Raw genomic sequence first — 22,546 nt, forward strand, 5'->3', positions numbered from 1 at the left:
GGCTGTTCACTTCAAGGAGCTATGGCGTCAGCTCCTTGGTGAACAGCCCTTCTGTATGGAATAGCAGGTTCATCCGGGTAGAAGAGCAACCAGCTGTTCCAGTGCAAGCCGGTAATTCGCTGAGGTATGTCCAGCCTCCATTATAATCTGGCCCATATGCCTTGCGGTTCCCATCTGGGAGTGTCTGCGATAGAGGGTTAAGGATTCATTCATGTAATGGAAGTCAACTCTGGATAGGACGATGCGCATCCAGAGATCATAGTCATGAGTGAAGGGCAGCGATTCATTGAACCAGCCAATCTTCGAGATAAGGTCTCTCGTCATCATGACCGTACAACCATTGACTGGGCAATAGTTCAGCATGGCAGCGATGAAGGCCTTGGCAGAGTGGAACTTGATAGCGGCTCTTGTCTCCGTTATTCGGCCATATTCATCCATCACTTCGAAGTCCGTATGGGATACCTGCGCATTCATGTTCTCCATGAAGGCTACCTGTCTAGCCACCTTGTCCGGCATGAAGCGGTCATCCGAGCTCAGCCAGGCAACATACTTGCCGGAGGCCAGCTGCATGCCGTAGTTGAGCGCACTTGCCGTTCCGCCGTTCGCCTTGCCAATATAATGAATATACCTCATATATGGACCAAGCTTCTCCTGATAACGGGTGGAGCCGTCATCGATGACAATGACTTCGAGGTTCGGATACGTCTGGCCCAAGGCACTGCTTACAGCTTGGTCGATATATGCACAGTTGTAGAAAGGAATAATAATTGATACTTTGGGTGCGATGAGATAACACCACGCCTTCCGAGTAATGACATTCTAGTCTCACTATATGGTGACAAGGGGGGTACAGGCACGACGAATGAACCGGACCATTCACCTATATTTGGAGAGGGATTAGCTGCCGAATCTTCTGATGCCTAAGGCAACGAGCACATTAACAATATCAGCAGTGTACCGAGCAGGGGAGAAGCTGGTATGGATGTGAAGGAGGGCATTCTGCTTGAGCGCTTCGCGCTTCGGCTTGTTATAGAGCAGGTCTAGCGCTTGATCGACACCCTCCATCACAGTCCCGCTTGAGAATAGCTTCCCTGTGACCTCCGGTTGGATTAAGCTTCGTACGCCGTCGGAATCGGTGCTGAGTACGGGGCAGCCGCAGCTCATGGCTTCGGCAACTACGTAGCCGAACCCTTCCACGCGAGATGTCGACATCAGCATTCCTCCATAATCTCCAATTGCAGAGTAGTAGTAAGGCATGTGGGAGTGAGGGATATTGGGCTTAAGACTAAGGTGTGGATGAAGATTAAGCTCGGCAACTGCAGCTTGGAATCTCTCCCGCTCGCCGAGCTCTGCAAGGTTAGGATCCTCGAACATCCATAGCTGCAGCTCTGGAACTCTGCGGATGAGCTCGGCTCCCGCCTGCAGGAATAGCATCCAGTTCTTGTTGCTCTCCAGCCGGCCAATCCAGGCTAGAATAGGTTGGCCTGTTGGATTCAGCCAGGGAGCCTCTTCATGATGGAACACGGAGGTGTCGATGAAGTTATTCACATAGAAGCAGGGGAAGCCGGCTAGATAATTGTGATACAGCTGCATGAGATGAGGGGTTGGAGTACTGATCGCCCCGCAAGCGTATTGACGAATGAAGGGGGTTCCTTCATTCATGGTGTTCGCTCCCGCTTCCAGAGTTCCGAGTCCTTGAGCCTCATAGATCAACGGCCCTTGATAGCCAGCCTCTCTCAGCCTTAGCAGCATGAGATGGTCGCAGGTAACAATAATCGCATCATAGTGATGAGATGCAATGATGTGCCTAAGGTCTTCATCTCTATCTGTTATATAATGCGGAATGTCAAGTATATTCTGCCTCCCGGCCCCATCCCGCTTATATAGCAGATGACATTCAATTCCGGCTTGCAGCAGCGCGCGGCAGCGGAATCGATTCAACGTCTCCACCCCGCCGCTCGGTACAAAAAAAGTAAATAAAAGCTTCATCCTCTCACCCCTGTAGCCAAGCATCATTCCTATAGCTTATGAGGAATGGAGGCTGCCCGATTGGGTAAAGGGGCTCTAGATTGACCATCTGAGGATGAGACCGGCTTGCGTCAAGCCTCCGCCGAATCCGTACAGCAGCAAGAGATCTCCACCCTGAACTCGTCCGGCTTGCACAGCAAGATCCAGAGCCAGCGGTATGGACGCAGCGGAGGTATTCCCATAATACTCAATGCTGGATAGTGTCTGATCGGTCGGAATCCCGGTCCGTTCACAGACGGAATCCAAGATTCTCTGGTTGGCGCTGTGCGGGATGAACCAATCGATGTCTGAGGCAGACATACCAGCGTTATGAAGCAGCTGCCCCACTCCTTCAGGAATCTGGCTGACTGCCCAGCGATACACTTCTCGGCCGTTCTGTACAATGGTACCCGTTGAAGCGATCTCGTGCGGCCCGATGGAGGAGGAGAGGCTGGAGCGGTACAGCTGATGTCCGCCAGCTCCTTCGGTCTTAGAGTAGGAGGCAAGGAAGGCGCCTTGGTCGCCATGGGGAACAGGCTCTACCAGTACCGCGCCTGCTCCGTCACCGAATAGTATGCATGTGGTGCGGTCTGTATAGTCGGTAATCTTGGACAGAGTCTCTGCTCCTATGACGAGAATCTTGCGGTACACACCTGTCAACATCAAGCCGTTCGCCACCTGCAGCGCTGCGCTGAATCCTGCACATGCGGCTTGCACATCCATCGTGCCGCAATTCTCTATACCGAACTCCCCTTGTACCCTTGCAGCCATACTCGGGAAGACCGTGTCAGGGGTTGAGGTCGCAACAACAATATAATCGACATCCTGAACGCTGGCTCCGTAGCGATCCATCATATTCCTCACCGCTGCGAAGCATAGGTCACTGCAATATTCATCTTCCCGCGCTATCCGGCGTTCCCGGATTCCTGTCCGCTGGATGATCCACTCATCGCTCGTCTCCACTAATTGCTCAAGATCGGCATTGCTCAGTATGCGTTCTGGCACATAGGAACCAATAGCTGTAATGACAGCATTGGATTGCAGCTTGGGAGTGCTAGGGGTACTCATCGGTATTCATCATCCCTTCGGAATGTAATTAGTACTAGGTACTAGTACTTAGTGTTAACTGTATAGGATTGTGTAAGGTAAGTCAACGTCCCTCGTTCAAGGGCAAGTTATAATGGATGACAAGCAATAAGCGCAGCCCATCTGCTTAATAGTAGATGGGCTGCGCTGACGACTCGTATTCTCATTATTGTGATTAGAATGAACGTGGCACTTCGAGCTTCCTTACAACTCCGTCAATGTCATGTTATCGATATTGAATTGGCTTGCCGCATCGGCCTTCCAGATGAAGATCAACATCTCGCCCATCTCGCTGTTCGGCGTTGTGAAGGTGATCTCCTTGTACTGCCAGGAAGAAGAGTTGAAGCTGAGGCCGTGGTTCGTCTCCACGCCGTTCACCGTCCACTTGACCCCTGCTTCCGTCGGTGTGCCTGGCGTGCTGTTGTGCTTGCCGTATGCGGTGAACTTGTAAGTCTTGCCCTTCTTCAGCACCGCCCACTGCCCAGCGCCTCCGCTTGCTCCGGCAGCTATCTTAAGCGAATGCCAGCCGGCATACTTCAGACTTGTATCGTCACTTGCGCCTGTCCAGTTGTTCCAATTGCGGAGGCCACCTTCGAAGTCCCCGTTATCCATAGGGGCTACCCAAGTATAGAGTGGAGTGCTCAATGTTCCCCGATTATCATCCCATATGTGGCTGCCCATCCAAGACAGGTTAGTCGGCTTCGTGCCGTTCGTGTGACTAATCTGATGACCGCCGCCTTGCGGGGTTCCGGTGGTCAGGTCGAAGCCATCATCGTCAGAGGACCAATGCCAGACGATTCTTCCTACCTTGCCAGGCACAGCTACGGCGAACATCGCATCGACAACAGACTTGGTCGCATTGCTGCCAACGCCGTATTCTCCTACGACAATAGGAAGCCCCATACCTCTAATTGTGTCTACGTAGCTCTGGAACCTGGTCTGACCATTCGTCCACTTCTCATACATGTGAACATCGAATACCAAGTTCGGGTACTTGTTCTTGAGATCCAGCCCACGCTTCACAACTGCGCTGTCATTGCTGGCTGCGCCGCCTACGAAGCCGTTCGCTTGCCCATAATCATGATCATCAACCATGATGATGTTGCTAGGGGCAACGCTGCGAATGGCAGCAATCAGTGTGTCATGGGTGCTGTACCACTTATTCACCGAGTCAGCCATGGAGTAACTGCCTGCGCCTGGTTCATTCATCGGGTTGAACCAGACCAGGTCATTGTCCTTGAAGGGAGCTGCGGTCGTCTTCCACCAAGCTTCCATCTCACTGAGCGAAGGGTAACGATCAGCGCCGACCGTTACGGGTGAGGCTTCCGGATAACGTCCCGTCACATCATGATTCTCAATAATGACGACAATGCCTTTAGCTGTGAATGCGTTTACAATATCGGTAATGTTCTGAGTCTTGGCTACTCCATTATAGGCAAGCCGAGGGAACATATTCACACGGACGGTATTGAACTTCCACACATCTGCAATGAGGGAAGCATCGCCGTCTGTATCTCTTGTCCATGGCCAGTATTCGCCGTTCACGTTAGTCCCCTTGATGACGAACTCGACTCCGTTCCGATCCAGAATCTTGGACCCGGAGACGGAGAACTTGCCTGCTGCTTGCACTGTAGGAATCGAGTGTGACGCAGCAGCAGTTAAGCTGAGCACGAGAGCAATAGTTAGCAGCCATATGAACTTCGGGAGGCTTCTGTTGAACGTATTGTTGTAGTAATGCAAATCATCATCTCCTCTAATTGTGTAATAGCTCGGTTGTTACCATCCTGTAAGCGCTCTTAATTGATTGCCTGAGCACCTCCTTCTGAGTGATGCCCTTAGTATAGTACGAACGAAGGGAGATGACAGTGGGTATTCTGTGTGCAGAATATCACACACAATGAGCCGTCATGCAACAAGAACCCTCTTCCTTCTAACAATTAACCCTTGTATCTCCATTCTATATTCGATAGAATTATTCGACTTAACTAACTAGACAAGAGAGGTGCTCGCTTATGCAACTTCCATTCCTCCCGCAGGGCAAGACACGTTCCCTTCGCCAGAGACTGGTAGCCGCTTTGATTGTAAGCGTTCTTATTCCGCTCGCTCTGCTTGGTGTCACCTCTTATTCTTCTATATATTCACTCCTTAATAATCGGGTGGAGAAGGGGATTCAGAGCAATCTGGAGGTGGAGCGAATCTCGCTGGAGAACACGCTTAATAATCTTGATTTTGCTTCGAAGCAGCTTGCCTATGGTACGACAGGGATCAAAATTCAAAATTACCTAAAAGCCTCAGCCTCCGAGAAGGTTGGACTGCTGCGAAGCGTGAATGAAACGTTAGAATCGGTTCTGTATACGAACGTTGTCATCGGTACGATGTTCTACTATGTTCCGGAGACGAAGGAATATTTGTTCGATTACTATAACGTTAACAATGAGAAGGACCCGGCTGATTTTCCTTTGCTTAATCGGAAGAAGAACGTGGAGTATTTCGCTTTTCACCCCTCCATGAATCTGGTAGAGCCCCGCCCCGTGCTATCCATCCTCCGTAAGGTGGACGGCATGATCTCGGATAATGACTTCTATGTCTACCTGGAGACGAGCTCGCTCGCCACGAGAAATATATTCAGAGAGGAGCAGTACGGCTTCCCTGTCTCTCATGTACTGACAGATGCTGATAATCAGGTCGTATACAGTGAGAAGCCGGAGCTCATTCCCGTCGGATCCAAGCTGCAGCCTGGGGAAGATTATGGGGGCCATGTCTCCTACGCACAGGAGAGCTCGAAGGGCTGGAGGCTCATTGCCTTCATTGCCAGGGAAGATATTCAACGGGATATTAATAAGTGGCTCTTGCGATTCCTGATCATTAGTGCAATTACGATTATGACGAGCCTCGTCCTTGCTTGGATTATATGGCGGACGATCTCCAGGCCGCTGTCACGATTCAAGGAAGAGATCAGGTGGATCTCGATGAATCGTCTGGAGAAGGAAGTGGTGCCCATGGGCATCCTTGAATTCGATGATGTGCTTAAGCGATTCGCGGCAATGAAGGTGCAGATTGGAGAGCTGCTTGCTGAGGTGGAGGAGAAGGAGAACCGCAAGCGCAGGCTGGAGGTAGAGAAGCTGATGAATCAGATCAACCCTCACTTCTTGCATAATACACTGAATACGATTCAATGGATTGCGATGATGAACGGACAGAAGGAGATCGTTACGCTCGTGAAGGTATTCACCCGCGTGCTTCATTACAATCTTGGCAAGGAGGGCGGCATCGTCCGACTGGCAGATGAGGTTCAAGCGCTCAGAGATTATATTCAACTCCAGCAGATTCGATACAACTATACCTTCCGAGTCGATATCGATGTGGAAGAGGAAGCAGGCAGCTTCAGTATCCCTCGATTCTCTCTGCAGCCGCTGGTGGAGAATGCGCTGTACCACGCCTTCAAGGATGAAGGGGGCATTATTACTGTAACGGCAGAGATGGATACGCAGCAGCACTTAGTCTTAACGGTGACAGACAACGGCCAGGGCATGACCGAGGACAAGGTTAATGCTTTGCTCAGCGATAATAGCGGACCAGCCAAGGGCTTCGGCATCGGTCTTAATTATGTGAATAATCTGGTTCAGCTTCATTTTGGGCCTCCTTATCGATTAGATGTGAAGAGCAAGCTGGGGGAAGGGACGACTATGACGATCCGCATACCAGCGATAGTGAAGGAGAATGCCAATGATTGACGCACTAATCGTAGATGATGAGTATTTTGTCCGCAAGGGATTAATCCATATGGTTCCATGGGAGAGCCATGACATACAGATTGTCGGCGAAGCCGCGAACGGGGAGAAGGCGCTCGAGTTCCTCGAGGAGCATCCTTCGGTAGGCTTGCTCATTACTGACCTAACGATGCCGATCATGCCTGGCTTCGAATTAATTAAGGAGGTTAAGCGGAGGTATCCGGAGGTGACCATTGTCGTATTGACCTGCCATCAGGACTTCCACTACGCACAGGAGGCTATTCGATTAGGAGCGATCGACTATATTGTCAAGACCGAGCTTGAGGATGCCTCACTTGATCATTCTATAGCCCGTATCTCCACGCGGATGAAGGAGGAGAATCGGCGGACTGCCCGCGATATCCCGCTTGCTCCGGCAGAGCCATGGGGGATATTCTTCCTCTCACTAGGGGCTGAAGAGGCCGAGAAGCTCAGGGAAGAGAAGCTGCTGCCGCTCATGAGTTCAGAGGAGAGTGTGACGGTCATCGGCCGTAAGGCTCTCCTGCTGGAAGGGGCGAGACTCAAGCAGCCGTCCATTACGCGAGAGGCTGTGCTTCATACCGTCAATACCGCGGCGTGGCTTCCAGCTGTCATTCATGGAATGGGAGCAGCACCTCAGCAGACCTTAATGAATCTATTCAGTGAGCTGTATGAGAAGCGATTGTATTACGAATATCGCTTCGATGTGTCTGTCCTTGAGCTGACCTGGAAGGAGATCCAGCATCCCTTAGCCTCGTCAGGAAGTATGGATATGCTGGAGTACAATTGGAAGCGATTCGACTGGGTATACGACGATGATGCCTTCAGGGCATGGACGGAGCAAGTGCGGATAGTGAAGCCGCCTATGGACAGTTGGACCGCTCTACTGCTCGGTACGGTGTCTGCCTGGAGGCATCTTCCTCTAATGGCTTCCTTGCAGGAATGGCCTCATCCCCGGCAAGGGTTCTCATTCTGGGAGCAATGGATGCAGTGGCTGAGCGAGATCCGGAAGCTGTTCCGATCGGAGGAGCTGTCTCAGGAGGTGTGCCTTGGTCTGATCCGGTCCATTCAGATGATGATGGACGAGATGAGTGACGGAGTTGGGCAGACCGAGCTGTCTCGCAAGGTGAATATTAATCGAAGCTACTTCAGCCATTGCTTCAAGCAATTCAGCAGCATCTCCTTCCATGAGCTGTACAACCTGCTCCGAATTGACCGGGCAATGACCCTGCTTCAAGAGACGAATCAGCCCATCTATATGATTTCTGAAGCGGTAGGTTTTCAGGATGACAAGTATTTCAGCAAGTTTTTCCGACAGCAGACCGGCAGACTTCCACGTGAGGTTAGATTGGGCGGTCAACTGACGACAAAAGACGACCCAACAAGCAACTGAATTCTCCCCTAAATTGCTGAAGAACTAATCTATGATTGGGTTGTAAGCTGTTACATCCACAACGAATCAGGGGGTAAACAAAATGAAGCTCTTCACCAGACACAGCAGGACATTCATGCTGCTCTCACTAATCTTAGCCATATTATGGACCACAGCCGCATGCAGCAGCGGCAGTAACAACAAAGGCAACAACACGAACTCTGATACACCAGCAGCAACCAATGAAGGGTCAAGCTCTACAGAACCTGTAGATCCCATTGGCAAGTATGAAGAAACGGTTGAATATACGACGGTACGCGGAATTAATCAAGATCCGAAATTCCCGGCAGGGGAATCTTATGAAAATAATATGTTCACCAAGTTCCAGGAAGAGAAGCTGAATGTGAAGGAAAAAATTGAATGGATGGCCCCAACAGACGGTGAACAATATGCCAATAAGCTTGCTATCTCTATTGCCAGCGGCGATATCCCGGATGTATTCACCGTTGAAGGCAGCAAGCGCGATGCGCTGCTGAAGCAGCTGGTTGAGGGAGATATGATTGAGGACCTGACTGAGGTATTCGAGAAGTATGCTTCTCCGCGTCTTAAGGAAATCTACGGTGCTCTGGACAATGTATCCTTGAAGCAAGTGACCTATGATGGGAAGATCATGGCGATTCCAGCTCAGATGGATATGTCCCAGACCAACGTTGTATGGGTCCGTCAGGATTGGCTGGAGGAGCTGAAGCTGCCTGAGCCGACCTCCATTGAGAATCTCCGTACCGTTGCTAAGGCATTCGCTGATAAGAAAGGCATGGGGTTGTCCTTGCGTGCGGCGCCAGACGGCGTCTCCTCCAAGTCCGGCGATATGCAGAAGTTCGATGCGGTATTCAACTATCTCGGCGCCTATCCATCTATCTGGGTGAAGAAGGAGGATGGCAGCATCGATTGGGGCGGCATTCAGCCTCAGGTGAAGGAAGGCCTGAAGATCGCTGCTGAGATGTACAAGAACGGCGAGCTTGATAAGGAATTCGCAATTAAGGATAACGGGAAGACGGCAGAGGATATAGGCGCGAATAAGACAGGCTTGTTCTTCCAGCCGTGGTGGGCTCCGCTCTGGCCGATGCAGAACAGTGTGACCAATGACCCGAATGCGAAGTGGAAGGCCTATGGCCTTGCGAAGGACGGTGTCATCCATGCTTCTATTGATACTCCTGCTACCAGCTATTATGTAGTACGCAAGGGCTTCAAGAATCCTGAGCTGATTGTGAAGCTAATCAACCTTAATGTTGATGTGAAGAATGGCAAGTATGAAGAATTGATTGATGCTCGGAACACGGGTCTCTACAAGGATGCAACCGAGAAGCATCCACAATTCCCTGGTCTTGGAGCAGGGATGACGGATCACAATACCGTTGTGAAGACGATGACGTTATTCCAGCAGGTTCTGGATGGCCAAGCAGATGAGAGCACGCTCAATAAGGAGCAGAAGACGATCTTCGACAAGATTAAATCCTACGAGCCATTAAAGGATCAGGCTGTAGCCAAGGATGATGTGAGCAACTGGCAGCAGTACACTGCATGGGCAGTCGGTCTTAAGCCAACGATTGATAATAAGGAAGAGATTGTATTCAATGCATTCCCTGGCACCACGCCTACGATGGAGAAGAAGTGGGCGCTGCTGCAGGATCAGCAGAAGGAAGCTTACATTAAGATCATTATGGGTGACGAGTCCCTTGATTACTTCGACAGCTTCGCTGCGAAGTGGAAGTCATCAGGCGGAGATGAGATTACGAAGGAAGTTAACGAAGCAGCTAAGAAATAAAAAAACAGCTTGAGGCGCGGAGATTCCGCGCCTCTTCTATTTGCGCAGGTGGAAGGGAGGCTGCACTGGTGAACTAGCGACAATAATCCCCCCACGAGGCAACAGCAAGGCCTCTAATCCCTGTATCCCTTCCCTATATAATGAGGCTTACATACAAGTTATTACTAAGTGAAGGAGAGAGAATATGATAAGGCGCCTATTCCAGAAGGAATACATGCACTACCAGATCATGCTGATTCCTGGATTGCTCATAATTATCCTCATGAATCTATGGCCGATGTCAGGTATCGTCATTGCCTTCAAAAACTTCAACCCTGGTCTCGGCATCTGGCAATCGGAGTGGGTGGGGTTCGAAAACTTCGGAATTATATGGGATAACGAGAACAGTATCCGAATTATTCGAAATACGCTTATTATTGCGATACTCAAGATGGCGGTTGGCATTATTGTCCCAGTCGTCTTCGCATTGCTGCTTAATGAAGTTCGCAAGCGGCTGTTCAAGCGGGTCGTACAGACCATCGTCTATCTGCCTCACTTCTTGTCCTGGGTCATACTAGCGGGTATTCTGCGCGATATGCTGAGCCTGGACGGCATCATTAACAAGTTCATTGGCCGCTTCGGCGTAGAGCCTATCATGTTCCTCGGGAGCAACGACTGGTTCCGTACCATTGTGATTGCGACGGATACTTGGAAGGAGTTCGGGTTCGCTGCGATCGTCTACTTAGCTGCTCTGACGAATATTAATCCTACGCTGTATGAAGCAGCAGAGATTGACGGTGCGAACCGCTGGCACAAGCTGCTGTATATTACGATTCCAGGACTAGCTGCAACGATCGTTCTGCTTGGCACACTAAGTCTGCAGAACATCCTCAATGCAGGATTCGACCAGATCTTCAATCTGTACAACCCGATTGTGTATGAGACAGGCGACATTATTGATACTTATGTCTATCGTGTAGGGCTGCAGGACTTCCAATATGAGATTGGGGCGGCCATTGGATTGTTCAAGTCGGCTATCTCTTTCATTCTCATAGTCGTGGCCTACAAGCTGGCCTCTAAGTTCGCTAACTACCGCATCTTCTAGAGAGGGGGAGCTCATCTTGACTACCATTGCTGAGCCGGCTAAGGCTCAAGCCGTGAAGAAGACCCGTAAGCCCATTGATCCTGTTAATGCCATCATCTATGTAATTATGCTGTTTGTCTCCGTCATCTGTATCTTCCCGATCCTTCATACGATATCGATCTCGCTCAGTTCACCGGGACCCGCGAACGCCGGACTCGTCACGTTCTACCCGCAAGGGCTGAACTTCGAGAACTATGTGAAGATCACCCAGGATAAGCGCTTCCTCCATGCCTTCGGCATCTCGGTCCAGCGCGTCATCGCCGTCGTTGTTCTCTCGTTCTTCGTGTCTATCATGCTGGCGTTCCCGCTCTCACGAAGTGACAAGAAGTTCCCGCTTCGGCCCATATATATGTGGCTTCTGATTTTCGTTATGATGTTCAACTCGGGTATTATTCCGTTTTACATGATTATGAGGCAGCTGCATCTGACCAATACCTTCCTTGGTCTTGTGCTTCCTATGATTGTGAATATTTTCAACGTCATTCTGGTTATGAATTACTTCCGGAGTATTCCGAAGGAGATGGACGAGTCGGCGGCTATGGATGGCGCTGGACCATGGCGGATGCTGTTCCAGATCTACATTCCGCTCTCCATCCCGGTCCTGGCGACCGTCACTCTGTTCAGCATTGTGTTCACTTGGAATGAGTACTTCCTCGGGCTCATCATGGTGCAGGACCAGAATCTGATTCCTCTCCAGACCTATATTCAAGGGATTGTCGTCCAGATCGACCCAACACGCATTGCGACGGATCCTTCGGCCATTCAGGTGTCCAACAAGACGCTGAACGCGGCCAAGATCTTCGTCACCATGATTCCGATTATGATTATCTACCCCTTCCTCCAGCGTTACTTCATTAACGGGATCATGCTGGGATCGGTCAAGGAGTAACCCTATCTAACCCCGGCACTGCACCATGCAGTACGGGGTTAGACTATTGTTCAGAGGTTGACCCAAGCTGAAGCAGCAGCTCGCGACACAAGTCTACCCTTGATCCGACAGCTTGACGATGCACGAGAGAACAATCCCTCGTAAACTTAATATGTAAGCGCTATTACTAATCGATCGGTTAAGGGAGATGAAGGTAATATGAAAAAGGTCTATATAAAATGGATAAAGCTTCCCTTGCTAATGATCTTGTTGGCGGTGGTGGCTCTTCCTGTCGTTCCGTTACGGACAGCAGAAGCAAGCAATGCGCCTGCTTCGCAGGATACCTTAATTGTGAACGCCAGCTTCGAGCAAGGCATGGCTCCATGGTCGAACTGGAGTCATGCAGACATTACGTCCAGCGATGTTCATGGCGGTGCAAGTGCGCTGCTCATTGGCAGTGCGGGCAATGGAGGGGCGGGCCAGTTCATTCCGCTGGAGCCGAGCAAGTCCTACAAGCTGAGCTTCTGGGGCAAGGTATCGTCAGGAAGCGGCAGCGTAATCGTTAAGCTGAAGACGGTCGGAGAAGCTATCCGGTCGGACTTCGAGACCATTACCGTCAGCAATACGGACTACGCCTATTACGAGACAACCTTCATTACGCCGGCGAACACCGAATACGGGCCTGATGCAGCGAACCAATCTCAGCTGGGAATATGGAAGTCGGGTACGCAGGAGTTCCGGCTGGATGACTTCTCCCTTACCGAGACATCATCCATCTACCCTGCAGTACCTCAGCCATCTGAGCCAGCTGGTGCCCTGCCTACGATGGCAGACGGCAACTTCACCCTTGACGGACAGACGATTAAGCGCCCTGACGGTCAGGAATTCATTATTCGAGGGGTGAACGTTAACGGCCCGAGATGGCCATGGTCGAGAGATACGATTCAGGATCTGGATCTCATGACCGAGGTATGGAAGTTCAATGCGATTCGTGTCAATATGTTCCCTCGGCTGGAGGCGAACGGCGTTCCGAATAACAATGGGGATCTCGATAAGCTAATTACATGGTTCACGAAGAAGAAGATGGTTGTCATGCTCGAGAATCATGACTTCACAGGGGAATATCCGAAGGACAATGCCTATACAGATGGGGACAAGCACTACCCTTCTATGGAGCAGACCACTGCATTCTGGAGGAGTCTGGCGGCAACGTATCGGGACAACCCTTATGTATGGTTCAACTTCCTCAACGAACCAGGAACGGGGGGACTGTCCAAGACGGATTCCATTCAGCGCTGGAAGGACGTTCACGAGACATTCATTCAAGCGGTTCGTGCCGAGGGAGCGAATAATCTGATTGTGCTGGATGAGCATAATTGGGGACAAGGTTACGGCTATAAGAACGGCGATCAGGACAGCGCCGTTATTCAGGAGGGTCCAGCGCTATCCTCGGTCTATGGCGGTATCGTCTACGCCCTTCATATGTATGGAGAATGGGATCAAGCCAGCACAAGACTTCAGCAATATATAACACGCATTCACAGCCTGGGGCTCCCTATTATTATTGGAGAGTATGGGACAGATGGGTTGCCATCGAATACTGGGGCTGTCCGGACCATGTATGATGTCGCCCCCCGACTTAAGGCTGGACGCATGTACTGGCACTGGGATGGAACGGATAAGTTCAATCTGACGACAGGAGCCGAACAATCCGGAGGCTGGAAGGTCAATCGGATAGATGGCAGCGAGCCCTCGAACCTGTCCTTGTCCGGTAAGCTGATCTGGGACGACAACCATGGCCTGTATACGGAAGACGGAGCTGATCTGGCGGTCGTGCAGCTGGCCGTAGACGGGACAGCAGCAGCATCGGGCCAAGCGACGGCCGCTGCCGTCATACAGAATACGGGAACGTCCAATCTAGCTGACACGGACCGGTTCACAGTCAAGTTCTATGTGAATGATCAGCTGTCTTCCGTGAAGGAAGCAGCGGGGCCGCTGCCATTCCAGCAAGGGCTTACGGTATCTTCGGATGTGTTGGCGTGGCATGGCGGGGGAGCCTCCATTAAGGCCGTCGTGGAATATGCGGGAGATGTGCGGCCCGAGAATGATGAACGGACGGCCATTGCTGATGACGCTATTCCATCAGGGAGTCCCGATCTCGTTATTGCACATATTGGAACAGGCCAGGATGGGCCTGTATCCGCAGGTAATGCCATTACCTTAACGGCGAAGGTGAAGAATAGAGGAACCGTAGATCTGGTGAATACACCTGTACACGTAGCCTTCAAGCAGAATGGATATCCTGCCGGGTGGGTGATTCAGAACGTAACGGTCCCAGCGGGAGGCGATATCGAGCTGACAAGCCTGGTACCCATTCAAGTCCAGGAGGGCAAGGACTTCCAGGTGGTGGCGGAGCTCATTGAAGCAGGAGATGGCAATCTTCATAATAATATCGCTTATCAATCCATTGCTGTTGATACAGAGGCCCCTAATCTCCTGACGAACGGCAGCTTCGAGAGCGGGCTTAACGGCTGGATGAATTGGAGTAATTCCCTTGTCGTAGAGAGCCCCCAAGGGATGGCGGGCTCACATGCGCTTAAGGTTCCTCATTCGGGTGCTGGTGGAGATGGAGGAGGACAAGCGTTCGAGCTGAAGCCTAACACAACTTATGTCCTAGGCGGTTGGGGCAAGGCAAGCGCAGATATACCAGCAGGCCAAGAGCTGGAGCTTGGCTACAAGTACTCTACGCCGGGCGTCGCAGGTGAAGTCCATCATAAGCTTGTCTATGGCAAGGCAGAGTATGAATACAAGCAGCTCGTGTTCACAACGCCGGCTGAGCTGTCTGGCGGTATGTTCTTCATCTGGAAGCCGAAGAGCGAGCAGGGGTATGATGTCTATCTCGACGATCTCTCCCTTAAGGAAGTACGTAATCTCGTTGCCAACGGATCCTTCGAGGACAGGCTGATGGGATGGTCGAATTGGACCCAATCCTTAGAGACAGATACAACGAGAGTGATTGACGGCGTGACCGCGCTGAAGGTAGGGCATACCGGTGCCGGCGGTGACGGCGGCGGACAGAGCATCGCTCTGAAGCCGAATACGACTTATGTACTTGGAGCCTGGGGCATGAATACAGACAGTCCGGCTGCAGGTCAGGAGACGGAGATTGGAATGAAGTATTCCGTGCCGGGCGAATCGGAGGAAGTGCACTATAGAATTCCGTTCAATGAGAAGGAGTATACGTATAAGAGCCTTCACTTCACTACTCCGCCGGAGCTTACAGGCGGCACCTTGTTCATCTGGAAGCCGAAGGCAATCGGTGCAGGCTATGACTTCTATACCGACGGAATTGTATTGACTGAAGTTAAGAATCCGGTGCTTAATGCGGGGTTCGAAGCTGGATTGACAGGCTGGATGAACTGGTCTTCGACCTTGTCAGTGACCAAGGAAGCAGACCGGGTTGTCAGTGGATTGCAAGCTCTGCAAGTAGGGACAGGCGGCAACCCGTCTGCAGGTGACGGCGGCGGTCAGCCGATGCCGCTTAAGCCCAATACAACGTATGTGCTTGGTGCATGGGGAACACATGAAGCTGCGATTGGCAGCGACCATCCTACGGAGATTGGGTTCCAGTATCAGCAGGGCGGTGTGAATGTTCAGCACAAGCTGTCGTTCACGGAAGGCAACTATACGTATAAGCAGATCTCATTCACCACACCAGCTGTCATGGAATCGCCGCAGCTGTTCATCTGGAAGGACGAGACCTCACTGGTGAAGTTCTATGCGGATAATATTCTGCTTACGGAAGCGCCTGCTTATGGCTGGTATAAGAACGTTCAACAAGCTGAGCCAGAGGGACCTCCTGCGGGAGGAGGGACGGACCCTGGACCTAGCGGTACTGGCGGAGGAACGGACCCAGCAGGACAGTCGCAGATTGTAAGACATCCAGATGGCCGAATAACGATTCGACCGACCTCCTATTACCCGCAGAATGAAGGACTCGCGAAGGCGGTATTGGATACGGAAGCTGTGAAGCTAGTCTTCAAGAATGATGCAGGCGCCGAGCAGGAAGTTCGGACGGTAGAGATTGCATTAGATGAGGCCAAGGGCGCTGATGCCTATGGTGTCGATCTTCCTGTCCAAGCGTTGTCAGCTATGAATTCGAATCAGCAGTTAATGGTCAGCACGGAGCTCGGCAGCTTACGAACGAACAAGGATCTGTGGCTGGCAGCCGCGGAAGCTAAGCCGAATGGGGTCGCGGATGACATGCTGCTTACGATAGGTCAAGGGAAGGAAGCACTACGAGCTGAGGTCATGAAGATCGTTGAAGACCGTCCGCGCGTTGCGGTCTCCCTGCTCGCTGACGATAAGCCAGTGAAGCTTAGCCAACCCACAGCTGTAATGGAAGTCAGCATTCCATACAAGCTTGGGAAGGGAGAGAACCCAGACTTCATCACCATCCTTCACATCAAGGATGAAGGCTCTTCGCAGACCGTCTCAAGCGGGCATTATGATGCGGTTAGACGCTGTGTTGTCTTCCAGGCGGCAGAGCTGGGTGAATATGCGGTAGCTTATGTAGAAGCGTCCTTCAATGACCTGAAGCAAGCCGAGTGGGCTAGGCCATACATTGCATCCATGGCGGCCAAGGGCATTATTAGGGGCAAGTCCGAAGGTAAGTATGATCCAACAGCCTCAGTCACTCGGTCCGAGTTCGTTCACATGCTTCTTCGCCTGTTCTCGTTCTCAGCTAAGGAGGAAGGCCGATCTTACGCGGATGTGCCAGTCTCGAACCCATCTTATGATGCGATACGCACAGCAAGCTCTATCGGACTTGTGAACGGTACAGCAGATGGGCGATTCCTGCCGGATGCCTCTCTGAAGAGACAGGACATGATGGTCCTGCTGAAGCGCGCTCTTGCCCTGGGAGGACACCCCCTTCCTGAAGGGGAGTATGCCGCTCTTGCACCGTTCGCTGACGAATCAGAGCTGTGCAGCTATGCGGTGGACAGCGCGTCAGCTCTGGCAGCGGCAGGTCTAATCCAGGGGACCGGCAACGCCTTGCTTCCGAATGATACGCTGACAAGAGCGGAAGCCGCAGCGGTTATCTATCGTGTCTATCACTTGCTCTATCCTTCGTTATCCGCTTCAACCGGGGAATAAGCTGTTGAACCTCTCCGGGGAATATCGTCGTCACTACCTCTGAATTCTGTTGGCAATTGCCTATCTTCTATTGTGTGACGTGCTCCATCGAATTAGGATAGGAGCAGACGATCTCGAAGGAGGATGGATTCACCTATGAATCAGCAGCTTAGCCATATGGAACTGAATCAGAGCGTACGGCTCTCGGATAAGTATCGACTTAAGGTCAATGGAGAAGAGGTTATCGTGCATCAATGCGACGTGGCCAGCTACGCAATTATATCGCTCAATGGCGTGGCGGATATGGAGATAGATGTACTGCACCCTTATTCAGAATACAAGCTTCGCCCGCTGAAGGCAGGACTGACACCGCAGCGGGAAGGAAGCAAGCTTCGAGTGAGCGTGGCTTCTCCATCCAAGCTGAGCTTGGAGCTCGACGGCGATCTTAGAAGCCCGCTGCTGCTATTCGTGCATGAGCTGGAGAAGGACGAGCCCGTTCGCGGACCGGGCATTCATTATTACGAAGCTGGTAAGATTCATGAAGCAGGTGAGATTAGATTGCACGCGGGAGAGACCCTGTATCTTGAAGAAGGGGCTATTGTGAGAGGAAGGGTCATTGCAGAATATGCAGACGGCATTACAATCAAGGGACGAGGCGTTCTAGATGGATCGAACTGGCGGAACGGTCCCGTGCTTCCTTATGAGAATCGGACACAGATGATCAAGCTGGTCGGGTGCCGGGATGTCCGCTTGGAAGGCATCACTATCGTGGACGGTGCGAACTGGCATGTCGTTCCGATTGCTTGTACGGATGTATCCATTGCTGATCTCAACATCATTACGTTCGAAGGAACAGGAGACGGGATTGATGTCGTCGGCTCAGAGAACGTGACCATTCAAGACTGCTTCATCCGGTCTAATGATGATTGCGTTGCCGTGAAGGCGGTAAGCTATATGGATCCTGCGGGGCTTAAGAATGTGAACAATGTGAGGGTCGAGCGGTGCGTGCTCTGGAACGCGAATTGGGGCAACTGCCTTGAGATCGGCTATGAGACCAGCTGCGAGTCTATCCGCAATGTCGTCTTCTTCAATTGCGATATTATCCACTGTGAGTTCGAGGGACATCAGTCCGGCGGTACGTTCACCATTCATCACGGGGACCGAGCGGCCATCTCTGACATTCACTATGAGAACATACGAGTAGAGGATGCCCAGGAGAAGCTGTTCGATATTAAGATTCTTCATTCTAAGTATTCCAGGGATGAAGAGCGGGGGTCCATTCGAGGTATTGTTTTCAAGGATATACAAGTTGTTGACGGTCCGTACCCTGTATCGATTATCCGAGGCTGGGATGAGGAGCATATGGTAGAGGATATCGTATTCGACAATATCATAATTCATGGTGAGCACGCACAGTCCGCCCGTGAGGCAAGAATGGTCGTAGAGTTAGCTAGAGACATACACTTCCTTTAAGTTTGAACCCTGATTAATAACTCTGAGTGATACCCCTGAGTCATCCTATGTGCTTGAATAGGATAATTCAGGGGTTTTTGGTTATGATAACAGGCGTGCAGTCAACTTATAGAAGGAAGGAATCACGGATTAGCCTATGAACCAGCTTCAGGTATCGAGCCAGACCTTACAACAGCTGCTAGAGAGATGTGCACAATCCAGTGACTTCGTAACGACATCCATTAATCTGCCAGATCAGCAACTCACTATCTCCTATTACAAAACATTAATAGATGAGAAGCTGCTCCAGTATCATGTGATACTTCCTATGCAAGATCGCGGCAGAGAGGAGAAGCTGGAACAACTCGAACATATCCGGGCATGGGTTCCCATCGATGACATTGAGATTACGTATGAGGTTGATACAGTTCAAGCTAAGCTGCTCTGCGGTTCTATCATGATTCAGATTGATAAGTCCAGCCTTCCATGTGCACTCGTTAACATACCTAATATGTTAGGGTTAAGAGACAGCAACGATACAGAGAATGAATTCAGTGTAGTTGGTCCTAAGGTCGGATTCGTCGAAGATATTCATACGAATATTCGGCTGATCAGAGCGCTAATCAAGGTTCCGAACTTAGTTGTCAGAGAGATTACGATCGGTTCCCTCTCCCAGACTAAGGTTGCCTTGCTGTACCTTGAAGGAGTTACCAATAAGCAATACATAGACACGATGGAGCAAAGACTGCGAGATATTGATTTTGAACTCGTATTCGATTCCTCTCAGCTCGATGAGATTATGTGTGACAATACATGGACTCCATTTCCATTGTTCCTATCAACAGAACGAAGGGATAGGGTCGTCTATGCCTTAATCAGTGGTCAGGTTGCAGTCATAAGCGATGGGTCCCCTTACTTTGTGACCGGGCCTTCTACTTTGTTTGATTTTTTTATATCTCCAGAAGATTATTATTTGCCTTGGATGATTGGTTCTTTCTTCCGAATGATCCGGATATTCGGCGTCTTCTTCTCCTTATTCGCTACTGCCATGTATGTTGCTATAACAACGTACCACTACGAAGTGGTTCCGAAGGATCTGCTCGGGCCATTGATCTACTCTAGACAGAACGTACCTTTCTCTCCGCTCATTGAAGTTCTGTTCTTAGAGATAACGGTCGAGTTCCTAAGAGAAGCGGGGGCCAGGCTGCCTTCAAGAATCGGACAGACCTTGGGCATCGTTGGAGGTATTATTCTGGGGCAAGCGGCCGTGGAAGCCGCTCTGACGAGCAATGTATTAATCATTATAGTTGCATTATCTGCCTTAGCCTCATTCGCAACACCGATCTACAAGATGTCGAATACGATTCGCTTCCTGCGGTTCCCCATCATTATACTTGCTGCAAGCTGGGGCGGCATCGGGATGTTCTTCGGGATTGGATTCATTCTTGTCCATATCACCCGGCTAACGTCCTTGGGCTCTCCCTATATGCTGCCTGCCTTCCCGCTGCGAGTGACAGATCTAAGGGACAGCTTCATTCGTTCCTCGTATCAATGGCTGAATCGCAGACCTCAATACTTAAGGACCGGTGCTCCAACTAGGTACACTCCGAAGGTTGTGCAGCGCAAGCATGAATTAGATGATGAGTAGCTAATAGGAAGAAGGGAGGATTGGGATATGGCTCTGATGACAAGGTGGACCATTCTAGTCACGTTCACGTGTGCGCTGCTTGCTGGCTGTGATCAGCATATTATTGACCAGATGGAATTGGTTCAGACGATTAGCTTCGACACAGCCCCTAATCATCGGGTGAGAAGTGCGGTCCTAATCGCTCATTACAAGGATAGGGGCCAAGCAGAGCTGCAGCTGCTGGATACGGAGTCGAACTCGAATTACGACATTATGCCAAGACTGAATACGAAGACGAAGGACCCTATTCAATACGGACAATTAAGAATGGTGTTGTTCGGGCAGTCCTATGCTAGTGAAGGAATTGAAGGGGAGATCAACAGCTTGTCCAGGGATCCCAAGATTCCCACGATGCTTCAGATGGCTGTAGCAGACGGAGAAGGGTCAGCCTTGCTTAGGATAGTTCAGAAGACACATCGGCCTTATTTTCTATCCTCCATGATAGAGCAGAACATGAGGAATGGGAACTTGCCCATGCAGAATCTTCATGAGATCTTGTTCAACTACTATGGCGAAGGCCGGGATCTATTCCTCCCGCGACTGAAGGTGGAGCGGGGAGAGATTAAGATAGACGGACTCGCATTATTCCGAGGCAGCAAGCACGTTGCCAATATTGGGATTAGAGAATCCTTCCTGCTCAAGCTGCTGTTGGACAACTCGAAGAATGGAAGCTACATGATTCCTATTGCAGGCTCAGGAGCGAAGAGCAGTGCTAATGAGTTCCTCTTAATGAGCAGCATACACTCTAAAGTGAGTTATACCGTAAATCGCTTCGAACCGATTCCTTCTATTGCGATTGATTTGAAATTGAAAGTGGAAGTAAAGGATCTGCCCGATCGAATCAACTTACGTTCCAATTACGAGATTGCTCAGTTGGAGCGCATGTTGGAGTCCTATTTTAGTCAAGAGATTTATTCGTTAATTGACCTGTTCCAAAAAAATAAAGTAGATCCAATCGGATTCGGTGATTTGTTGCGAAGCCGCTCCAGGCAGTGGAATGAGGAGAAGTTCTACAGACAATATGCACAGCTGGAGACCAAGGTGAACGTAAAAGTAAACATTGCCCAATATGGTCTGACAGAATAAAATGGCGATGCTGGCTAGGGGGAGAATATGGCTAACACGATGAACGAAAAAAATACGATTTCTCCCTTTTTTATCATTTTTCTTATTTATGTCAGTATGGTTGGCGTAGGTGTATTGAATTTTCAACGTGAACTGATTCAAGATGCGGGTTACGATGGATGGATCTCTGTGCTGCTCATGGCAATTAGCGTGCATGTTATTCTCTGGATGATCTATCGTATTTTGTCTACCGCCCATCACGAAGCAGAGGACATAACGTCCATTAACTTGAGATACTTCGGGAAGTGGCTCGGGAATGGCGTTAACTTGCTAATTGTATTGTACTTTTATTCAGGCGCGTTTGTTGAATTTCGATCCTATATCGAGATTATTCAAGTGTGGATATTTCCAGAGATGGGCGTACTCGCCATCAGTATAGCTCTGGTTGTGCTCATTCACTACACCGTGTCGGGAGGATTCCGCGCGATTACTGGCTTGTCCTTCTGGGGAATGATTCTCTCCTATCTGCTTGTTATTCCCATCCTCGTCATTACGTTCAAGTTCCGCCATCCCATGAATCTGCTGCCCGTAATGAACCATTCGCTCCAGGATATCGTCCGCTCTTCCAAGAGTATGCTGTATCCATTCATGGGCTTCGAAGCGCTGATCATGTACTATCCCTTCATCAAGACACCGGCCAAGTCGCAGAAGTGGGCACATTGGACGGTCATCTTCGTCACGTCACTCTATCTTATTACCTCCTTCATTACATTCATGTATTACAGCGAAGGACAATTGCGTCAGATTATATGGCCGACACTGTCGATGATCATGATTATCGAGGTGCCGATTCTACAGAGATTAGAGTACTTAGCGATATCGTTGTGGATGATTAAGATTGTAGCTAACATTGGCATCAGCCTGTGGGTCGCTTGCCGCGGCATGAAGAATACGTTAAGAGTGAAGCCGAGCAGAGGCTTGCTAGGATTACTTGCCGGATTTCTCATACTGGAGCACTTCGTACAAGATCGCAGCAGCATCAGGCGGATGCATGAGCTGTATTCGACCATTGGCCTATATGTCATATACGGCTATATTCCTCTCATGTTCATCATTACGCAGGTTATTAAGAAAAAGCGGATTAACACAGTATAAGGCGGTGCAGGAGCGTACAAG

Annotated in this window: 14 protein-coding genes; 10 read left to right on the forward strand and 4 right to left on the reverse strand. The window is 50.4% G+C overall.

Features of this window, described 5'->3' with window-relative positions; all coding sequences use genetic code 11:
- Positions 1 to 69 precede the first annotated feature (69 nt).
- From ACFO9Q_RS21300 to ACFO9Q_RS21315, 4 genes are all read right to left on the reverse strand, one after another.
- Positions 70 to 813 (reverse strand): glycosyltransferase, encoded by a 744-nt coding sequence (locus ACFO9Q_RS21300; RefSeq protein ID WP_379185651.1) that lies wholly within the window; start codon positions 811 to 813, stop codon positions 70 to 72.
- A gap of 84 nt (positions 814 to 897) precedes the next feature.
- Positions 898 to 1,989, reverse strand: a complete 1,092-nt coding sequence (locus tag ACFO9Q_RS21305) for a glycosyltransferase family 4 protein (RefSeq protein WP_379185599.1) — start codon at positions 1,987 to 1,989, stop codon at positions 898 to 900.
- Positions 1,990 to 2,064: 75 nt separating this feature from the next.
- Positions 2,065 to 3,075 (reverse strand): ketoacyl-ACP synthase III, encoded by a 1,011-nt coding sequence (locus ACFO9Q_RS21310; RefSeq protein WP_379185600.1) that lies wholly within the window; start codon positions 3,073 to 3,075, stop codon positions 2,065 to 2,067.
- A gap of 222 nt (positions 3,076 to 3,297) precedes the next feature.
- A complete protein-coding gene (locus ACFO9Q_RS21315; RefSeq protein WP_379185601.1) occupies positions 3,298 to 4,833 on the reverse strand; it encodes a cellulase family glycosylhydrolase in 1,536 nt (511 codons plus the stop codon).
- A gap of 272 nt (positions 4,834 to 5,105) precedes the next feature.
- On the opposite strand from ACFO9Q_RS21315, the gene ACFO9Q_RS21320 reads away from it, so the two are divergent.
- From ACFO9Q_RS21320 to ACFO9Q_RS21365, 10 genes are all read left to right on the forward strand, one after another.
- Positions 5,106 to 6,827, forward strand: a complete 1,722-nt coding sequence (locus ACFO9Q_RS21320) for a sensor histidine kinase (RefSeq protein ID WP_379185602.1) — start codon at positions 5,106 to 5,108, stop codon at positions 6,825 to 6,827.
- Positions 6,820 to 8,235 carry a response regulator gene (locus tag ACFO9Q_RS21325; protein WP_379185603.1) on the forward strand — a complete coding sequence of 472 codons (1,416 nt, stop codon included), beginning with the start codon at positions 6,820 to 6,822 and terminating at the stop codon, positions 8,233 to 8,235. The genes ACFO9Q_RS21320 and ACFO9Q_RS21325 overlap by 8 nt, the downstream gene beginning before the upstream one ends.
- 82 nt (positions 8,236 to 8,317) lie before the next feature.
- Entirely contained in the window at positions 8,318 to 10,039 is a 1,722-nt protein-coding gene (locus ACFO9Q_RS21330; protein ID WP_379185604.1) for an ABC transporter substrate-binding protein, read from the forward strand.
- A 184-nt stretch (positions 10,040 to 10,223) separates the two neighbouring features.
- Positions 10,224 to 11,123 carry an ABC transporter permease gene (locus tag ACFO9Q_RS21335; RefSeq protein ID WP_379185605.1) on the forward strand — a complete coding sequence of 300 codons (900 nt, stop codon included), beginning with the start codon at positions 10,224 to 10,226 and terminating at the stop codon, positions 11,121 to 11,123.
- Between the two features lie 16 nt (positions 11,124 to 11,139).
- The gene (locus tag ACFO9Q_RS21340) at positions 11,140 to 12,051 is read left to right on the forward strand and encodes a carbohydrate ABC transporter permease (RefSeq protein WP_379185606.1); all 912 of its coding nucleotides are present in this window, start codon (positions 11,140 to 11,142) and stop codon (positions 12,049 to 12,051) included.
- Positions 12,052 to 12,249: 198 nt separating this feature from the next.
- Positions 12,250 to 17,187, forward strand: a complete 4,938-nt coding sequence (locus ACFO9Q_RS21345; RefSeq protein WP_379185607.1) for a carbohydrate binding domain-containing protein — start codon at positions 12,250 to 12,252, stop codon at positions 17,185 to 17,187.
- A gap of 135 nt (positions 17,188 to 17,322) precedes the next feature.
- The gene (locus ACFO9Q_RS21350; RefSeq protein WP_379185608.1) at positions 17,323 to 18,639 is read left to right on the forward strand and encodes a glycoside hydrolase family 28 protein; all 1,317 of its coding nucleotides are present in this window, start codon (positions 17,323 to 17,325) and stop codon (positions 18,637 to 18,639) included.
- Between the two features lie 136 nt (positions 18,640 to 18,775).
- Positions 18,776 to 20,266, forward strand: coding sequence for a spore germination protein (locus tag ACFO9Q_RS21355; protein ID WP_379185609.1), 1,491 nt, complete (start codon positions 18,776 to 18,778; stop codon positions 20,264 to 20,266).
- A 27-nt stretch (positions 20,267 to 20,293) separates the two neighbouring features.
- The gene (locus tag ACFO9Q_RS21360; protein WP_379185610.1) at positions 20,294 to 21,391 is read left to right on the forward strand and encodes a Ger(x)C family spore germination protein; all 1,098 of its coding nucleotides are present in this window, start codon (positions 20,294 to 20,296) and stop codon (positions 21,389 to 21,391) included.
- 39 nt (positions 21,392 to 21,430) lie between these two features.
- Positions 21,431 to 22,525 carry a GerAB/ArcD/ProY family transporter gene (locus ACFO9Q_RS21365; protein ID WP_379185652.1) on the forward strand — a complete coding sequence of 365 codons (1,095 nt, stop codon included), beginning with the start codon at positions 21,431 to 21,433 and terminating at the stop codon, positions 22,523 to 22,525.
- Positions 22,526 to 22,546 lie beyond the last annotated feature (21 nt).

The organism is Paenibacillus sp. GCM10023252 (assembly GCF_042653305.1).
GTDB lineage: Bacteria > Bacillota > Bacilli > Paenibacillales > Paenibacillaceae > Pristimantibacillus.

Coding starts and splice junctions, on each gene's coding strand:
- ACFO9Q_RS21305 (WP_379185599.1), bottom strand. CDS start 1,989: ATGAAGCTTTTATTTACTTTTTTTGTACCGAGCGGCGGGGTGGAGACG.
- ACFO9Q_RS21310 (WP_379185600.1), bottom strand. CDS start 3,075: ATGAGTACCCCTAGCACTCCCAAGCTGCAATCCAATGCTGTCATTACA.
- ACFO9Q_RS21320 (WP_379185602.1), top strand. CDS start 5,106: ATGCAACTTCCATTCCTCCCGCAGGGCAAGACACGTTCCCTTCGCCAG.
- ACFO9Q_RS21325 (WP_379185603.1), top strand. CDS start 6,820: ATGATTGACGCACTAATCGTAGATGATGAGTATTTTGTCCGCAAGGGA.
- ACFO9Q_RS21330 (WP_379185604.1), top strand. CDS start 8,318: ATGAAGCTCTTCACCAGACACAGCAGGACATTCATGCTGCTCTCACTA.
- ACFO9Q_RS21335 (WP_379185605.1), top strand. CDS start 10,224: ATGATAAGGCGCCTATTCCAGAAGGAATACATGCACTACCAGATCATG.
- ACFO9Q_RS21345 (WP_379185607.1), top strand. CDS start 12,250: ATGAAAAAGGTCTATATAAAATGGATAAAGCTTCCCTTGCTAATGATC.
- ACFO9Q_RS21350 (WP_379185608.1), top strand. CDS start 17,323: ATGAATCAGCAGCTTAGCCATATGGAACTGAATCAGAGCGTACGGCTC.
- ACFO9Q_RS21355 (WP_379185609.1), top strand. CDS start 18,776: ATGAACCAGCTTCAGGTATCGAGCCAGACCTTACAACAGCTGCTAGAG.
- ACFO9Q_RS21360 (WP_379185610.1), top strand. CDS start 20,294: ATGGCTCTGATGACAAGGTGGACCATTCTAGTCACGTTCACGTGTGCG.
- ACFO9Q_RS21365 (WP_379185652.1), top strand. CDS start 21,431: ATGAACGAAAAAAATACGATTTCTCCCTTTTTTATCATTTTTCTTATT.